General features: G+C 28.9%; 18 protein-coding genes. 2 read left to right on the top strand and 16 right to left on the bottom strand.

What is annotated here, in order from left to right; genetic code table 11:
* Positions 1–68: 68 nt before the first annotated feature.
* Positions 69–3,431, bottom strand: a complete 3,363-nt coding sequence (locus tag GFV00_RS08050; protein ID WP_160557345.1) for a hypothetical protein — start codon at positions 3,429–3,431, stop codon at positions 69–71.
* Positions 3,432–3,725: 294 nt separating this feature from the next.
* Here GFV00_RS08050 and trxA point away from each other — a divergent pair, with 294 nt between their 5' ends.
* Positions 3,726–4,022 carry a thioredoxin gene (gene trxA / locus GFV00_RS08045; protein ID WP_105297236.1) on the top strand — a complete coding sequence of 99 codons (297 nt, stop codon included), beginning with the start codon at positions 3,726–3,728 and terminating at the stop codon, positions 4,020–4,022.
* On the opposite strand, the gene GFV00_RS08040 is transcribed toward trxA, so the two are convergent.
* On the bottom strand, positions 4,019–4,474 hold the full coding sequence (locus GFV00_RS08040; protein ID WP_160557346.1) for a regulatory protein RecX: 456 nt from the start codon (positions 4,472–4,474) through the stop codon (positions 4,019–4,021). The genes trxA and GFV00_RS08040 overlap by 4 nt on opposite strands.
* Before the next feature lie 103 nt (positions 4,475–4,577).
* Here GFV00_RS08040 and GFV00_RS08035 point away from each other — a divergent pair, with 103 nt between their 5' ends.
* The gene (locus tag GFV00_RS08035) at positions 4,578–4,961 is read left to right on the top strand and encodes a hypothetical protein (protein WP_160557347.1); all 384 of its coding nucleotides are present in this window, start codon (positions 4,578–4,580) and stop codon (positions 4,959–4,961) included.
* Positions 4,962–5,113: 152 nt separating this feature from the next.
* On the opposite strand, the gene tssD (GFV00_RS08030) is transcribed toward GFV00_RS08035, so the two are convergent.
* The 14 genes from tssD (GFV00_RS08030) to GFV00_RS07965 all read right to left on the bottom strand — a co-directional run bounded on the left by tssD (GFV00_RS08030) (position 5,114) and on the right by GFV00_RS07965 (position 18,329).
* Positions 5,114–5,509 carry a type VI secretion system tube protein TssD gene (tssD, locus tag GFV00_RS08030; protein WP_160557348.1) on the bottom strand — a complete coding sequence of 132 codons (396 nt, stop codon included), beginning with the start codon at positions 5,507–5,509 and terminating at the stop codon, positions 5,114–5,116.
* Positions 5,510–5,614: 105 nt separating this feature from the next.
* A complete protein-coding gene (gene tssD / locus GFV00_RS08025; RefSeq protein ID WP_160557349.1) occupies positions 5,615–6,001 on the bottom strand; it encodes a type VI secretion system tube protein TssD in 387 nt (128 codons plus the stop codon).
* A 109-nt stretch (positions 6,002–6,110) separates the two neighbouring features.
* Complete coding sequence (tssO, locus tag GFV00_RS08020) at positions 6,111–6,626, bottom strand: type VI secretion system TssO (RefSeq protein WP_160557350.1); 516 nt, start codon at positions 6,624–6,626, stop codon at positions 6,111–6,113.
* A gap of 11 nt (positions 6,627–6,637) precedes the next feature.
* Positions 6,638–7,798 carry a hypothetical protein gene (locus GFV00_RS08015; RefSeq protein ID WP_160557351.1) on the bottom strand — a complete coding sequence of 387 codons (1,161 nt, stop codon included), beginning with the start codon at positions 7,796–7,798 and terminating at the stop codon, positions 6,638–6,640.
* A gap of 15 nt (positions 7,799–7,813) precedes the next feature.
* Positions 7,814–8,788 (bottom strand): TssN family type VI secretion system protein, encoded by a 975-nt coding sequence (locus GFV00_RS08010; protein ID WP_160557352.1) that lies wholly within the window; start codon positions 8,786–8,788, stop codon positions 7,814–7,816.
* The gene (locus tag GFV00_RS08005) at positions 8,785–9,732 is read right to left on the bottom strand and encodes a type VI secretion system baseplate subunit TssG (RefSeq protein WP_160557353.1); all 948 of its coding nucleotides are present in this window, start codon (positions 9,730–9,732) and stop codon (positions 8,785–8,787) included. Before GFV00_RS08005 ends, GFV00_RS08010 begins: the two co-directional genes overlap by 4 nt.
* A gap of 2 nt (positions 9,733–9,734) precedes the next feature.
* Positions 9,735–10,385 carry a C40 family peptidase gene (locus GFV00_RS08000; RefSeq protein ID WP_160557354.1) on the bottom strand — a complete coding sequence of 217 codons (651 nt, stop codon included), beginning with the start codon at positions 10,383–10,385 and terminating at the stop codon, positions 9,735–9,737.
* Positions 10,382–12,232, bottom strand: a complete 1,851-nt coding sequence (locus GFV00_RS07995) for a type VI secretion system baseplate subunit TssF (RefSeq protein ID WP_160557355.1) — start codon at positions 12,230–12,232, stop codon at positions 10,382–10,384. Before GFV00_RS07995 ends, GFV00_RS08000 begins: the two co-directional genes overlap by 4 nt.
* A 3-nt stretch (positions 12,233–12,235) precedes the next feature.
* Positions 12,236–12,670: a GPW/gp25 family protein gene (locus GFV00_RS07990; protein ID WP_160557356.1), complete on the bottom strand. Its 435-nt coding sequence runs from the start codon at positions 12,668–12,670 to the stop codon at positions 12,236–12,238.
* Between the two features lie 13 nt (positions 12,671–12,683).
* The gene (locus GFV00_RS07985; protein WP_160557357.1) at positions 12,684–13,397 is read right to left on the bottom strand and encodes a hypothetical protein; all 714 of its coding nucleotides are present in this window, start codon (positions 13,395–13,397) and stop codon (positions 12,684–12,686) included.
* Positions 13,398–13,892 (bottom strand): hypothetical protein, encoded by a 495-nt coding sequence (locus GFV00_RS07980; RefSeq protein ID WP_160557358.1) that lies wholly within the window; start codon positions 13,890–13,892, stop codon positions 13,398–13,400.
* Between the two features lie 146 nt (positions 13,893–14,038).
* Positions 14,039–15,412, bottom strand: a complete 1,374-nt coding sequence (locus GFV00_RS07975; RefSeq protein ID WP_160557359.1) for a DUF5458 family protein — start codon at positions 15,410–15,412, stop codon at positions 14,039–14,041.
* A 2-nt stretch (positions 15,413–15,414) separates the two neighbouring features.
* The gene (locus GFV00_RS07970; protein WP_160542641.1) at positions 15,415–15,861 is read right to left on the bottom strand and encodes a hypothetical protein; all 447 of its coding nucleotides are present in this window, start codon (positions 15,859–15,861) and stop codon (positions 15,415–15,417) included.
* A gap of 29 nt (positions 15,862–15,890) precedes the next feature.
* Complete coding sequence (locus tag GFV00_RS07965; protein WP_160557360.1) at positions 15,891–18,329, bottom strand: ATP-dependent Clp protease ATP-binding subunit; 2,439 nt, start codon at positions 18,327–18,329, stop codon at positions 15,891–15,893.
* Positions 18,330–18,371: the final 42 nt, after the last annotated feature.

Here is an 18,371-nt window from a genome sequence, read left to right as displayed (position 1 = left end):
TCATAACCATTTTTTAAATTATTTGGTAACTGTTAATATTTTTTACTCCTCAAATTAAGATTTAATTATTAAAACGAAGCTTTTATCTGAACACTTCCTGTATGTATGGTTTTTGAATCTTCACTTTTGCGACCATCATATATTATATTCAATGTAAAAACAGAGCTAAGCTCCCGTTGAAGATATGCTTTCCATATCATATTTTTTCCACTTAGTAGTCCTTCCATCATCTGACTGGATACCAAGGAAAAATTATTTCCTTTTAATTCATTTTTTATATATGAAAAAGTGCCGGTAAGAGAGGTTCTTTTCTCATCATTCCAATGGCATTCAAATCCGGCTTGTTTCCATTCTAACCGTTCATTTCCTAATTTGTTTTTTTTATGTTGATACTTTAGTAAGGCTTTCAGGTTGATATTTTTTTGAATTTCATAGGTTAATGAAGGATGAAAAGCTGTTGTTTCAATGGTAAATCGTTTGGTAACAAAAAGTTGAGATCTACTTTTATCTGTGATAAAATTATTTTGAAGAGAAAAAATCCATAAATCCCATGGTTTATAATTTACTAAAGTTTGAAAATTGACACTATTTCTTTTGTCTTTTCCGGTAAATATAAATTGTGTAGAGTTATTTTCCATGAATTGAAAAGCTCCGGTCCATTTGTGTACACTGATTCGATTAAATGATAAATTTGTAGTTATATTCTGTGTCTGAGTCAAGAGATCTTTATTGGAAAACGGATTAAGTTCAACGGTTTTATTTTTTTTCTTGTAAGATGAAATCGATTGAAAAGCAGATTGTAAGGTTATTCTTTTCCACCAGTCGGAATTAAGAAAACGAGAGGGATGTACATGAATTGTAAACAGTAATTTATTATTATTTGATTTTAAATAGTTTACATTGTCTGTATAAACTCGTATATATTGTGCTTGATCGCTGAATTCTGCCACTTCAAATTCATCAATTTCCTCTATTCCGTTCCCATTATAATCCGTCCATTTATAAATGCCTTTTCCATCCGTCACTTTTACATATTTAAATTCTCTTTGGGCTTCCTGACCACTCGACAACTCATATTCAGAATTTAAGACTAATCCGCTTTTAAGTAAAATTTTATTCCAATGAATAGATCCTAATAAGTAATTTTCATCTTTTTGGTTTGTATATATAGCTTTACTGTAATGCACTTTACGATAATGGAAATCAATATTTAAATTATGTTTTTGAGATTGTATCAATTGATTGTTTATGATCGTTCCATAGGAAGTGGTAAAATTTTTCAGTTTACCAATACGTACGGAATCATCTGTTCTGGCATAAATTTTTAATTGGGTAAAAAATTTTGCGCTATCTGTGAGTAAGGTTGCATATATTTCATTCCAGTTAAAACTGGATGAGGTAAATTTTGAAAGTAAATTGTTTTTAACTTTATTGGTTTCTCCTTTTAAACCGATTCCTACTTTCACCTTTCCTATTTGTTGATTAACTTCCGAAATATGCTTTATAAAATTTGAATGGATACTGTCTTGTTGTTTGGAATATAAATAACTAACATTTGTAGATATGGCTGTATTATTAGTAGCATATCCCAGGTGTATATCATTTTTGTATCCTTTATAAAAATTTTCTTCTTCTAAATAATTCAAGGTGTAATTTAACTTCCATTTTTCATATAGTATGTTTTGCCAACCCAGACTTAATTGGTTCTGATTTATGCCGTTGAATTCTTGTGAAATATTAAAATCCCTATCGAATTCAACTTGGTTAATTCTTTCTAAGATGTGAAAGTTTTTTTGAATAAAAATATGGGATAAATTAAAATTACTTTTCCAATATTTTTTATCTATATTCTTATTTAAATATAATTTGCTTGCAAATCCATTATTTTTGCCATTTCCAATAGACGAAAACGTATTTTCATCATGATCGCTTAGTGCCAAATTAACACCCAAATTACCTTTATTAAACCTATATTCTGCATGAGTTGAAACTATTTGTGTTTTTTGAGGTGGAATCAATTGGGTTACGGGTTCATATTCCCCTTGTAATATCCCGTCAATTGGAGGAATATATTCATATACACGACCATTTACAGGAAGTGATACAATTTTATAATTTCCTTTATTAGCCCCCATATAGGTAAATGAAAGTGTATATAATTCTTCTGAGCTATCGGTTGAATATTGATAAATTAATTCTTGACCCGTATTAATTTTTTTATATAAAATTTTGTTTGGATCATATTCGGTTAATACCGCATTCGGCGCATACATTCGGTCTATTTCGTTTCCTGCTTCACGTAAAACTTCTTTTTGTTTATCTGTTAGTTCCTGATTACTAGCTTTGGTATCATTTTCAGAAAATATATTGGCACTAAAAGTAAATCTTTCAGATTGATATTTTCCACCCGTATATAGTAAAAAACGTGTATAAGTAGTGGTATTATAAATATATTCTACTACTATACGACTATTGGACGAAATATAGGTTTTAGAGGTAAAAGTAAGTTCTCCCGTATTATAATTGATCGTATAATCTTGATCTTCGCCCCTTTTTAATAACGCACCGTTCATATAAACTTTTTCTGAGCCTGATAATACAATTATAAAAAGTTCTCCTTGTTTTCCTTTTAATTTATAAGGCCCTTGATTTCCTTCTATTCCGGTAAATTTCATTCGATTAAATTCACCTCTGGAAAGTGAACCTAAAGCATATAAATCGGTAAATGAATTTGTACGTTTTATTCGTGTTCCAATTTGCATACCCGTAATCTTTCTCGAGAAATTGGCAAAATAATCTTGTTCTTGAATCAAATCTAAATGTCCCGCTCTTAAGTAAGAATTTTTATTAGAAAGCTCAATATAGATTTTATCAAATTCATCCAATCGTTGGGTATATCCGTCGGCTTGTATAGGTATATTATGATCTGATATTGCTGCTTTTATCATAACATCTTTACTTAAATGACCGGATAGCTCTAAATCCAATGAAGACTGAACGGAAGCACTTTGATTGGTTCCAAAAGTGATTCCTCTAATTAAGGTCCCTGAACTTGTCAAATTTTGAAAAAATTCATTATTTTTCTTTACTTTTTCAGTTATTTCATATAGTTTTAAAGGCTTATTAATTCTCACTATTAGTGACGTATCTTTAGAATAAATTATTTTTTCTTTTTTTTCAGGAAATAGGTAATAACAAATTTTTAATTCCTGACCTATCAATAAAGGATCAATTTTTATCGCATTTAGTGTCGATTGGTATGAATATAATTTGGAGTTTATTTCTTCATTATTTTTATTCTTTATGGAAATCGGCTCAGGTATAATCGTTAGAGAATCAAGTACTACTAAGGTGTCCTTTATTACAATTTTTTTACACTTGAAATTTGGATTTTTCCAATCAATATCCTGAGCCTGGATAAATAATCCCAAGCATATAGTAATTAGTATGAATATTGATCTACTTAGCAATTTTATAAATTAACGAATTTATACTTTTTTTTGATATACCCATTAATTGATAAAACTTTATTTTATTCAATAAATTTTACTCACTATAATTTAGTTTATTACTTTTAATAACATTATCTTAATCTTCAACTAAAAAATTAAAATGACTTTTCAATAATGTAATTGTATTAAATAAATAACGATAAAAAATCGTAATAATTTATCCAACGGTTTAATTTTTGTATTAAACTATATAAATAATAAATAGGAATATTTATGTCAAATTTTACCGATATAATTCAAGGAGATAAAACCGTGTTAATTGATTTTTCCGCAGAGTGGTGTCAACCCTGTAAAATGTTAGCACCAATATTGAAAGAGGTTAAAGAAAAAATTGGAGATAAAGCAACAATTATTAAAATTGATATAGATAAAAATCAAAAATTGGCAAGTGCATATCATATTCAATCAGTACCTACCTTAATTATTTTTAAAAAAGGAGAAATAAAATGGAGAGAAAGCGGCGTAAGAGCTGCACAAGAAATTATAGATTTATTAAATCAATACTCTTAATAATTCTTAAGTATTTCGTTGATTAAATTGTATTCATACCCTTTTTGTAATAGATAATTATATATTTTTTTCTTTTTTAAATATACTTCAGATTCCCTAAGAATATTCCATTTTTTTTCAGTCAACTCCATGAGAGTTGATTTGTAATCTTCCTCGTTAATTTCTTCAATCCCTTTATCTATTAAATTAGTTGGAATTCTCTTTTGCTTTAATCCTTGCTTAATTTTATTCTTCCCCCATTTTTTTTGATAAAATTTCCCTCTAGCATATGATTTAGAAAATCTTTCCTCATTCAAAAAGTTATTTTGTATCAACCATATGAGTATTTCCCCCCTCTCATCCTCATTTAAAGTTTTTAATTCTTTCAATTTTTGTTCAACCTCATAATGACTGCGATCCTGATAGACGCAATAATCTGCTAATTTTTTTTTTATTTGGGACAAATCAAGCACGACATCTTATTTATGTACTAAAATATAAAAAAGTTTCAAAATTTTTGTATTAAGCTTATTAAGCCGATTTTTTAAGTATTTTTATAACAATAATTTTTAGAACATGAAATCATTTAAGAGCTATTTACATATATTTTTAGTTGTAACTACTTTTTCAATTTCCTATGCACAAAATAATAATTCTTTTAAGCCTGAAGAAATTACAGAAAAACAAATTACAACATTAGATAAAGACCTAATCCTTGACGATTTTCAAAAATTAGAGCTTAAAGAATTCATATTAGAAAAAACTACATATCTAAAAAATGTAATGGATACCGGTATTGACAATCAAGAGATACGATTTTTGATTGAAAACAACAACAGGGAAATTGATTTTAAATTAAAAGAAGTATTATCAACTGAACAGTTTGATAAATATTTAAAACTAAAACGGGAAAGAGCGATTAATCCGGATCAGAAAAAAAGAAAAAGAAAAAACATCTAACTAAGTCTAGCAATCAAATGCATATTTGATTAAATTTTAGCATTGATTTCTATAGTATTATTTATTATTTTTAAAAAATAAAAGGCGATTGTATCGCCTTATTTTTTTTTGAAAATTAACAATTTTCAATGATTTTATATAGATATACTTAATTATCCAATTTTCCAAACATTTTCATAAGCCACATTGCTTATAGAAAGTGATTTTGCAACTATAACAAGGTTAATTTTCATTGGTTCATTATTCACAGAATCAAACTCCTCTGAAAATTCAATGCAATATCCTTTTTCAAATTTTACCTCTTGAAGTTTACTCATGGCATCTCTACGATAAAATATAATCTTTGCATCTTTTGTTTTTTCTGTGGATAACATCCAATCAACAAAATAGGGCGCTCCTGTACTTTCTATCGTTAAATAGATTTGTCCCCCACGGATAGTTGCTTGTGGTTTTCCTGTACTATCTACCCCTTGATTAAAACTATATTTACATTTGAGAACATTATGAGTATTACCATCCATTTCCAATTTAGCTAAGAATGATGACATAATATTATATTTTTAATAATGAATTAAATTTATCATAAATTAGACAGAAATAAAAGGGAATTTAAAATTCCCTTTTTTTGTCAGAAAGTTATTAATGTATGGATTTTAAACCCATTCATTAATATGTTCTCCTGTTCCCATTTTAATAGCTTTCGCTGAAATAGTAAACGTTTCGGTTAATGGATTAGTACCAGATGCATCAAAGTTTTCTCTATACTTAACCACATAACCATCAGTAAATGTCAACTCTTTCAAAGTGGCATCAGAATCTCTTTTTACAAAGATTACCTTACCATCTTTTCTTTCAAAACTATTGGTCATCCATTCAAAGATATCAGATTCACCTGTTGATTCAACAGTTACTTCAATTCTTCCACCTCTGGTTTGAGAAGATGGACGTCCGGTTGGGTCTGTTTCTTGTGCTAAAGAATAATTAACATTTAAAATGTTATATTTCTTTCCAGCAACTTCTAATTTTGCTTTAAAAGACATAATAAAAAAATTTAATGATTAATATTTAATAAAATATATTTATACCACAAAGATAATTATATAAGGTAATCTTATCCTGATACAATATGTTAAATTATTGTTAAAATATCTATTTGTTATTGTATAATTGCCTACATACTTCTAAATCTCTAGTAATAATTTGTATCTGTCTTCTATAAGTTTCCACCTTAGCAAGTAAGGTATCAATTTCTGCTTTACTTTTTCCATACGTTTTTATAGTCTTTTTAGATTCGATAAGGGCTCGACTTGTCAACAAAAAATTCTTATATAACAAACCTCTTCGTACGCTATCTTTACCCGGGATATTTTGTTCCATTTTTATAACCATATCAATGGCTTTTTGTTGATAATAATACATATCATGGTTGGGCATGTCAATGGAATCAATATATTTTTTCAAAATTTCCATTTGATTTTCAAACTTTTCCTGATATCTAAATTCATTAATAATTGCAGTATTTTCTTTTCTGAGTTCATAATTTTCTCTCCAAGGTAACTGATAATTAAAGAATATTGATGTAACAATAATTATTATTGTTAAAGTAAATAAAGATATAAAAAGTAGAAAAGCTATCCATCTATCTTTTTTATTTAATACTTCCATATTATAAATTTTTAATCGTCAAAAAATCTGCTTTTTTTTGTTTTTTCAATAGGATTATTTTCCAATCTTTCTTTAATGAATATTCCGGTATCATTTCTTTTTCCGATGTAATCTAGTCTATTTAATGCGGCAAACAATTGATCTAGCGTTCGCATAAATACATTTACCTTTTTAATAGTTTTATCAACTTGTGAATGATTATAACCGGCATTAACCAGATCCGTAAACAGAACTTCAAAATCACCTTGTGATAATCCACACCATTCTGCCAAATAATTCAATAGTTCTTCTTTACCTGCTCCAGATTTGGCATCAACAAAGTTTTTCATGATTCTGGCTAATCGAACTACTTTATCCAACATGTAAGCCGGTGTAGTATACAACCCAAGCCATCTTAAAGAATTGATTTCATTACCCAAATAGGTAATCACCAACTCTGAAAGCTTTAATACCATAATAGCTAATTCATTTGTTTGATTTTTCCTGTTAATTTTTTGAGCTATTTGAACTGCATATAATTCCAATTGCCCCATAAACTTATCAATTTGAGTATGTACATCAATCAATTCTTTATGACTATTCGTTGAGGTGCACGGAGGTATATAACCCGGTTGTAAATACGTTTCCTCTTTAGTTACAACAATTTTCCCTACTGTTAGCTGATAACCAATGTTAGAAGTTTGTTCTGATATTTGTCCCTCTTGAACTAAATGTAATTTATAAGTAGGAGTTAAATATGGATACCTTGGTGGGTTTTCATCAGAATTTAAGACCCCAAAAGGTATTTGTTCAAACGGATTAACCACTATATTGGCTAATAAAATGATTTCTTGTTCCTCATCTAAATTATATATGGCTTCCGGATAAGGCATCTGTATATCTATCGAATTATTTAAAGGGGTAATTTCTATTCTTGCTCCGTTAGGAGTAACTGCATGACATTCTTCAATTTTTACTCGCAATAATTTATGATTATCTATAATTAAAGAAATTTTTATTGATTCCATCGTGTTATACACCGGTAGAAGACCATAGCTTATAGGGGTTACATGACTTCCAATGGCATCACGCATCATATCAACAAAATTATCTTGCATGGCTATGAAGTGGGATTTGTTTATCTTCATCCCATCAATCCAATTAACTGGAAAATAATTTAACTTTTCTAACATAGCGAAAGATTTATTTTAAAAATTATCATTATTTTTTTCATTTATATTTTCATATTCATCATTTTGATCATTATCAAAATTATATTTCAACTCTTCTTCAGAATTGATTAATGGCGGAGTACGTTGACATATGATGACACTATTCTCTTCAATTGAATTTACATACAATGGATAATCAGGCTTAATAAATTTTGGTAAGCCTAAATATTTAGATTTTAAATAAAATACCCAGTGTTGTTTTTCACCGTTTATATCCATCAAATTAATAGTTGAATCAGGATTTCTTAAGTTATAATCATTTACAAAATGATAAAATAACCTTCCAAAATCCATACGTATTGGAGCTTTTGCTCTAAATTCCGTTCGTATATCTGAATTAGGATCTCTATGGAAAATAAAAGTAATGACTACCATGTCTCTATATTCGCTGTCCGGTGGATCAGGATAGGCATGTTCTTCCGGAAATTGCCAAGTTTTATAAATTTTCGGAGGAATTGAAATAGATGCTTGAAATGTTAAAAATATAGATGTCGGAATGATAAATACTAATGATGAAAACATCATGTTATATACAAACGTATTACCTTTTACCAGTGTATACACGAATAGAAATGGTATAAGAATGTATATCACCATTGTTATACTAAAAAGTAATTCAATCCAGGGAGATTTAGAATCAAACTTATCAAAGTAATTTCTGTATACGAAACAATGGATAATTCCTAGTACAAAAAAAACTACTTGATAAAAAATAAAAATACTAAATATCTGATTGTTAAAAACTTCCGAAGAACCTATAAAAACCACTAATGCAGTTACTAAAACTAATATAATGGTGTATGCTATAAATTTGTTTTTATATTTTTGTTTGAAACCTTCTACTTTTGAGCTAAAAAAAATATAGACAATTATAGATACAGCCAATATTATCAATACTCCTGTTATAATTGAAGGATCTATTAAATCCTTAAGATATGTTTTAAATTTCATATTCTCGATGTTATTCCTAAAATTGTATTTTCAGTTAAATTAAAAACTTCTGTTTCTTTTTCTAATAATATGGTTGTTTTTACATCTACTTCCATAGGTAGAAAATATTCATAAAATAATTCTATAAATTTCTTTAGCTTACCTTGATGTATATAATCTAAAAATGAAGTCTTTTGTAACGGTCCGATTTTAAATTCTAAGTATAATGAGTAATCCATATAGGCACTTCCTGAAATCATATCTAATCCAAGTCTGCAATTTCCCAGATTTATTTCTTCCTCAGAACTGGATTGTTCTTTATATCCTTGCTCTGCTATTTCCACTTCTTCTTCCAACAAATAGCTTAAGCAATGCACGGTCATATCAAGATTTCCAACAATTTTATGGAGATACGGCAAGATTCTAATTAATTTAGAAACTAATACGGGGGGCAATTCTCGATCAATATGCCAAAAATCGTAAAAGAAATCCAGTGGTTTAGATCCATTAAGTTCCAGTAAAATTTCTTTCTCAATATTTTCTCTTTCTATAGCTTTAAGAAAAAATTCATTTTCAAAAGGAAAGAAAAATTTCCTTGCATATTCTTCTTCCTTTTTATGGATTTTATATTCTTTGGTCATATCAGAGACCATTTTTTGGGGTGTATCGGCACCCAGTTGGTGAGTTAATCCTTCGGGAAGAGTATCATAAATACCATCTCTAGATAAATTAACTTTCACATACTCCGTTATGTCATAATTATAATTAACAATTTCCGCCCCTAAAACATCCTTCCTAAAGGGTCTTTTAAATTGTCCTTTGTGATCTACTAAAATGTTTTGTTCTTTACTATCTACTTGCTCGAGTATTTCTGAAATAATTACTTCGGCTTTTAGATCAAATTTAAAATTGTTTATCCTATTTTTTATTTCATCCGATAGGATATTTGTTTCTATAGCTTCCATATTTATTCAGTCTCTTTATCAATAATTAGTCTTCCAGCACTGACATATCTAAGTTGAAAGTAATCTAAATTAAAATCACTTATTATTAAACCTTTACTCCTGGTACTTACCAATATTCTATTATTTCTTAAATATATTCCTATATCGCCAACCGGTATATCTTTTTGATATCTAAAAAAGAGAATATCACCTTCTTTAAGAAAATTTCGTCCCGTAAAGAGATTAATTTCCGGAGAATTAAAAATTCCCAGAGGGGTGGAAGGTATTTTTCTCTTATAAGTTAATTGAAACAAAGCACTTGTAAACGCTGCAATATTCAAACTATCAATGGTAAAACCTTTAGTTGCATAAGGTGTTCCGATCCATTTATCTATAAAATCATAAAACTTATAATTGGTTAATTCCTCAGGCTTAATACCTAAGGTTATTGAATATTTTTCTTTAAGATAAATTTGTCTATCTGTTAAATTTTTTTCATATTGTTGATCTAAAGTATCCAAGATAGGCAAGTAATTAGTTGTGATTCCTAATTTTAATTTTATATCATCTTCATTGTATTTGAACTTATAAGGTATTTCATTATAATACTTATTTTGACATGCATAGAACAAAAAAAACGTCAATACAGATAGTGCAAGTATATTCTTTTTCATTTTATTAATAATCTATAAGGATAAATATTAGAGGAAACTTTATCTAATTTATAAAGCATGTTATCACATAAATATTGCCATTCAAAATCAGTGATTGTAGAGTCCGGTGTTAAATTTCTTTCTAAAATTATATCAATGGTTCGGACAAATCCTTTATTTGTGGAAGTATCGATTTTGGTACCTTTTCTTATTTCCACCCCGGTAATAGTAAACTTAAAATGGTTTTGACAAAAAGTTTTTATATCAGCAAAAGTTACTATTCTTCCTCGAGTTAAAAGGGCTTCCCTATAAGAATCAATTTTACCTTTAGTATCCATCCTGGACTTGCCTCCTACTGAGGTATTAATCAGCATGATAGAATCTTGCTTGAAATCACTAGTACCTATCCCGTCCAAATGAGTTCCTACTTTCATATCGTTGGCTTCCTCCCCATTTGTAACCCAATAACTTATGGTAAAGAAATCATTATCATTTTTTATAGCTGCAGATTTTGGACGAATAATGGCATAAGGAAAATTAGATTTTGTGAATTTCTTTTCTTTTATGTGCTGCTCCAATGTTGCAATCGATTTGTTGATCTCTTTAATCGTCCCGTCAATAAAATCGCCTCCAATAACTGTAAAGGAAGCACTTTCATCTTTTAATAATTCAATCAGATATTGTATCAATTCAGAAGCATTCCGTTCATCAAATCGAGTAACACCAGTATGTCTCAACGTGGCATCTCCTATATCTAAATTTCCTTCCGAAAATTCCTTAATATGATATTGGTAACCTCTCGAATCATTTATACTGTCTAAATCTAAAAATATATCTTCAGAAGCTAAAGGTATATAATTAATAAAAGAACCAATGGTTTGATTTTGAGTAAGTAATCTTTTATTAATAACAGGAATCGCATTAATGTAAAACATTACATTCTCAAAAGCATCATTGATAACAACTTCCGGAAATTGAATCTGAATCCAAATTACATTTTCAGCATCATTAATTTTTGTGACATTGCTACCAAATAAATCTATTAATTCATCCGGGACTTTAAATACTTCATCTTTGATAATAATATCTTGAGTAAAATGGAAAAATTTTTCTGAATAAAAATTATTTACATCTGTATACAATTGATTGATTTTATTATAGTTCTTATTTACAACTGCATCAATATCAATTGTATAATTTTCGACATTAAATCCTTCTTTGTAAGGTATTTCTTGATTGTTAATATAAAATTTTGCTTGTTTTAAATAATTATAAAAAATTTCCCTTTGAGATATATTCCTTACATCCGTAAAAAACATAAGCTTTTCGAGTTTATCTACCCCATCCGGACAAGTTATTCCTAACCATAAGGATCCCGGTTTCATAAATCTAGTTTCTTTTGCAATAGGATCTTTGTGAATAGTTCTTTTTAAAGAATATAATGAATTGCCAAAAGCGATATAGTTTAATTTAGCTTTTGTTAAAATAAAGGGTAAAGTTGTTCCAAAATAAATATCTTTAACAATAGGTTGTAACGGGTCATAAATATTTTGTATTGTCTTTTTACATCTAAATTGATGTTCCAAGGATATGGTAAAATTATTTTCAATAGGCTCTAAATGAAGAATTGATCTGGCAGGTATAATTCCAGTATTAATCTCAGGAGACATTATTTCCAATAATCTTTCAATAATACGTGATCTGGAATTATTTAATTCAGCAGATATTTTTTCTAATTCTGATGCGCAAGCTTCTAATAGCAGAGCAACTATAGGATCAAAGGATGTTTCTAGTTCACTATCCGTATAACCCCACGTTTGGGCAGCCCTTCTAAGTATTCTGTCTTTTATTTTTTCTTGAGTATCCATTTTCTAAATTTGTGAAAGGGGTCCAATAAAAAAATATCCTTGAAAATTGAAGGGTCTATTTGTTTTCTTAATCAGTCCATCGATTTTCATCGTTACTTTTTTCTTTAATCGTATTGAATTATTATAAGAAGGATTCTGACCTACGCCAATCGCAACATCTACTTCTAATAAATTTAATCTACTCTCATTCATCATTATAGCATCTTTAATATCATTTTTGAATTTGTCTCTTAAACTATTGGTGTCTGATAATAAATCAAAATCCATCTCCCAAATTTTACATCCTAACATCTCATTGAATTTACATTCACCAAAGGAAGAGGTTACAATCAAATTAATATATTTAGCTATTGATTGATCTAAATTTGTTTTTTCAACATCTTTTTTTTCAATGAGATGTTGAAAATTTATGGGAATATTATAATAAATTCCATACATATCAATTTCTTATTTATAAATAAATGATTTTATTTATTTTACCTGATTTGTCTAATTCATACTCTTTAATATTATTTAGACGTTTAATAAGGTGTATTTCAACTTTAGGAATAGTTTTTATAAATTTTTCTCTATATGAAATATCTCCTATGAATTTTTGCCCTTGATGGTGATCCTCAATATAAAAAAAATGTTCACAGCTTGTAGAATTAATAAAGCTTTCCGGAGGTAAACCTGAAACTAATAGTGCTTTTTCATTATTTCTGTGTAGAGTATAATATAAATAATTATCTTTTTTTGTACGGTATTTGGAAACTTCAAATACTTCTTTAACGGATTTTAATGGCTCAAAAGCGACTACAGGTAACATATAAACTGTTTTTTTTAAAATATTTAATCCTAAAAATGAAAATCCACCTGTTTTATTAATTTTTAATTCATTGAGCAATAAAGAGTCACGAGTTACTTCATAATAAGTTTTTTCTTCTGTTTTGTCATCAGTTACCATCATTTTATAGGTAGGTAACATAATTTTATGTAAGTTTTTATCACTTACATTCAGTTCAATTTCATTGACTTTTTCATCAGTAATAACAATGGTAATAGTATGTTGTCGTATAGCCGAATCAAAATCAGACATCTTCTCCCTCTCACCTTTTCCAGAATACATAGGTGACCCGGGATTATCTGTTATAGATAACGATAAACCTAATTGAGGTAATGGCATTTATTTGAATTTAAAACGTTTACTTTTCAAGCATTGAAATTCATCTTTTATTTGATCGGCCTCGGCGGATTCGAGATGAAATTCATAATCTCTATCAAAAGTTATTATTTTAATACTGCTTATATCACTTCTGGTTAGATTTTTAATATCTTTTCTCCTTATTTTTCCTATTAAATATCCGTCGCAGTTTGGTTTATAACTATTTTTTATCCTATATCTATAACCGTTATTTGTAATAAATTCCATAATCTCATCTTTTTTAAGACAGGTATTAAATCTAAAAATTTTAACAAATAACAGAGGACGCCTTCCTTTTCTTTTAATCGTTTGAAATACTGCAAAATCTTTTTTATTATTAAAAACTCTTTCATAATAAGGTTCGGCATAGATATAAGGTTTTCCACCTATTAAGTCAACTTTTCTATTATTGAGTGTAAACAAGGCATTGCAATCAACTATTTTTGTTAGCAAAGTGTCTTCTGTTATTTTTTTCATTGGTAAACTTGACTGTCCATATGACATATTATATCCAAAGAGGATACATCCGCTTATAAAAAATAATTTAAAGATTTTGCTTTTTATATTCATATTATAATTTTTAAAAAGAGAGGTAAAATATTTCCCTCTCTTGGTACTATCAATTATTTTTGTTCATATTCAGTATCCCAATCATTTCCTTCATCTCCTTTATGTCCATCCATTTTTATAAGAAAGTTCTTAGCCGGAAAATAAGGTTTTAAATGTATATCTAAATAAATTCGATCTTTCTGTACTGCATCTTGTTCGAATCTTCTTACTTCAAAATTTTCAATTAATTTATCCGGGCCGGTAATACCATCTAAAAAGCGTACAATTTGATTCATAATTTCTTTTCGTGTTTTTGCTGTAAAATTTTCAAATGCTCTTCGATTTAAAAAATCCATTAATACCTTAGTAACATAGTCAAATACTCTCACCACTGAATAGGTCTGAAGCCCTAAATTATCTCCATTGAATAAGGTTTTACCTGAGAAAGCCATTACTTTACCGTATTCATTAACCATTGGTATTAAACCCATATTCTCTAAATTAGCTATTTCGCTTTTTTTAAGATCGAATTTAACTCCTTCTATTTCATTAATTCCTCCAAATTTTTTACCTGCAGTAACTTGCGACATTAAAGTACCATATATCTTACCGGCTAATGCAGCGGATGGAGGTATGTATAGATCGTTTTCTTCTTGAATTTCATCAAATTTTCCTCTACCTACTAACCAATTACATGTCATTAGTACATTGGAACGATAAATGTCTCCACCGGTAAGATATGCTTCATCAAACATCTCCATTACATCATCCGGTTCATCAAGGTGAGCAAAATCTGTTACCAACATTACTTTATTTTCATGAGCAATTTTTGCCCATTTTTCAACCACTCTATTACTACCTAAATAACCGGGTATAACTAATAACCCATAATTATTTTTTAAATCCAGTCGATCATAATTATCTACTAATTCTGTATGTATAGCATCTATAAATCGAGTGTTATCTAAATCAGTTAATTGGTCTAGTTCTGCATTAATTATTGAAACATTTTTTACCTTATCTTGATCTGTATTTTTATAAAATAAAGCTACGGTACGATAGGCCTTTTCTAGCTCTTCAGTCTCTCTTACTGCATTAGCTAAATTCTTTTTTAATGTTTTATCGGCAAGTTTACTCTTATCTTCACTAAGTGCCACCATATCTGTAAGACTGGTATTATTCTTCAATACATTAAGCCAAAGTTCTAACGTTTTCTTAAGTGCATTGCGTTCATTTTCTTTATTGGAATCTCCTAAAAATATTTGACGTCTAGCCTTACGTTCCGGATTTAAATTTTGAACATTTTCTATAGAGGCTTCTAATAAATCAAATCCACCAAATTTGGCTAATTTATCTAAACCACTTTTGATATCATTTTTTTTATTAGCTTGTTCTGATACCGCAACATCTACCGGCTGGATTTGCGCTTTTACATTTTCTTTAGCCATAATTATTTTTGATTTAATTCGTTAATAAGCCCTTCTATACTATCCATTAAAGCTTCTCTGGCTTCCGGATCTTCAAGTGCTGCTTTTAAAATTTTATTGGTTTTAAGCTGTTTAATAATTTTTTGGTATTGGTCTTTTTCAACCTGTAAATCAGTTAAAAACTTACTTTGAGCTGTAATCCCTTTTATTCCAAAATCCCCAAGATTTTTAAATTTTAGCTCTTCAAATTGAGTTACTCCGTCTGCATCTTCAAAATTCACTTTTACTTCCGGTTTAAAGTGTTCGAAAACTTGTTCAACGGTTGTTAACCCTTCGATTATTTCAGGTCTGATTGGAGTTTGACCTGTTAATTTTTGAGCTATTAAAGTTCGGTTTTGTGCAATTTCCAGTATTGCTTCATTTGCATCTAAAGGAACTTCGTTTCCTCCAATGCCATAATTTGATAACATATTATTTAAATTTTAATTAATAATTTATTTTAATTGATTATCCATTGTAATTTATCATCCAGCATATCTACAGTAACCTTATTCCCTTCTTTAATTTCTCCGGAAATTATTTTTTTAGCCATAGGTCTTCGTAAAGCTGAACGAATTATTCCTTTTAAAGGTCTTGCTCCATACGTTGCATTAAATCCGTTATCAACTAAAAAGGACTTAGCATTTTGCGACAAGCTTAGATCGATATTTAAATCTTTAACTAGATCTATTAATTCTTTTTTCAAGTGAATTTCAAATATTCCCATCGCATTATCTTTAGTTATAGGACTAAAAGGAATTATTTCAGTAAGTCTACCTAAAAATTCCGGTCTAAAATTACCTGACATAATTTCCATTAATTGATTAGAAGAGGGCAGCCCTTTACCTGTATTAACAGAATCCACAATAAAATGTGCCCCGATGTTAGAGGTAAATAAGATTAAAGCATTGGAAAAATCTCCTTCTTTACCTAAGCGATCATGAAGTTTACCTTCATCCATAATTTGTAAAAAGACATCAAATACAGATGAATGTGCTTTTTCAATCTCATCAAATAATACTATAGAATAAGGTTTTTGTCTGATTTTATTGACCAATAATCCCCCTTCTTCATATCCTACATAACCCGGAGGAGCTCCATATAATAATGCAGCCGAATGTTCTTCTTTAAATTCCGACATATCAAAACGAATAATCGCCTGTTCATCCTGAAAAAGGAAATCTGCTAATGATTTTGCTAATTCTGTCTTTCCTGTTCCTGTGGGTCCTAGAAAAAAGAATGATCCTATGGGTTGACCTGCTTTGCTTAAACCTGAGCGAGATTCTAAAACTGCTTCTGTTATTACTTCAATGGCATAATTCTGTCCTACTACTCTTTTTTTAAGTATCTCATCCATATTTTGTAACCGATCTTTTTCTTCAGAATGAAGCTTACCTAATGGAATTCCTGTTTTTTGCGCCACTACTGCAGCTAAATCAATTGGATCTATATGTTCTTTTTTGGATTGTGCAACTTGAGATAATCTTTCTAATAAAGATTTTAAATATTCGTATAAAGAATCTTCAGATAATAATTCTATGTCATCCCTAATTAAATTTTCTTGAACCAATAAATATTGAGCCTTCTTTTTTAAATCTTCATAAAACCATTTTAATTCAAGTTTTTTATTTCCTTCTCCTTCTTGTATTTTCATTAACTTATCTTGCAAGGCATCTTTTTCTTTTAGAAAAGAAATACCTGCAGTTTTAATTACAGACATGGTTCGATCTAATAAATTTAACGCTGACTCGGGTAAGCTTTTTTCTTTTAAATATCTTTGAGATAGCCTTATGGATTCTGTAATCGATTCATCCGTAACCTTAATAGTATGATGAGTTAAATAAGAAGGCAAAGCTGATTTTAATATTCTAAATGCCTGTTCTTCATTAGGTTCTTCAACTTTTATTACTTCGAACATGCTGGAAAGTCCTTCGTCTTTTTCAATTTTTTTAGTATATTCATCTACCGTTGTAGTCACGATAAGTGTTAGTCCGCTATTTCCGGATAATTCACTTTTTAAAATGCTGGAAATTCCCGAATTATCACTGTTTTTATCCAAAAGAACATGTATTCCATCTATTACAAGTATTGATTGAGGAAAAGATTTTAATTCTTGTAATATCTTTTTTAAGCGATCTTCTATTTCTCCTTTATATGAGGCCCCTGCTATTAATGTCCCTAAATCTAATTCATATACTTTAGTTTTTAACAATTCATCAGGTGCTTGTTTATGAACAATTTGGTTTACAAATCCTTCGATTAATACCGTTTTACCTACACCCGGATAGCCTTGCAAAAGAACATTAGGTTTAGAAAAACGGCTTATAATTTCTACTATTTCCTTAATCTCTTTTTCTCTGGCCACAATTTGTTTAGGATTTTTTTTAGCTCTAGCTAATAGATCCTTGCAATATTTATATAAGTACTTTATCGAAGCATTTATGCTATTATTTTTTTCTGATATTTTTGAATTACTTTCATCACCAATATCGTTTAATAATTCTCCTCTAATAACAGGAAAACTCTTCATTTGATCAAAGCTGAAACCCACACCCGGAGTTGCCATTGCTACCATTATACAATACAAGTCTACCTCTTCCCTACCTAGTATATCTCTTATTTCATCTGCTTCTTTTATAATTTTATCAATACTATCATCAGCTTCCGGTTTTATATTTCTGCTTGCTCGTGGAAAATCATCTATCCTTACATCTGCCCATTCCTCTATAAAAAAAACATCTTTTTTCATAGCTTCTAATTCTTTTAAAAGAGATAAATCTCTATGAAGAATTGCTTTAAGAAAGTGTGGCGCACCAAAATGTGCATTTTTCTTTTCCATTGCATATTTTCTAGCTATATCTAAAGCCGAGTAAATTTCTTCTGTAAATGTCGCTTCCATTATAAGTATGTAGTGAATATTTTATATTTAAAATCATTTATT

The organism is Apibacter sp. B3935 (assembly GCF_009827705.1).
Lineage (GTDB): Bacteria > Bacteroidota > Bacteroidia > Flavobacteriales > Weeksellaceae > Apibacter.
Note: the sequence above shows the minus strand (reverse complement) of the source record. Positions and strands in the feature narration are given on the sequence as shown.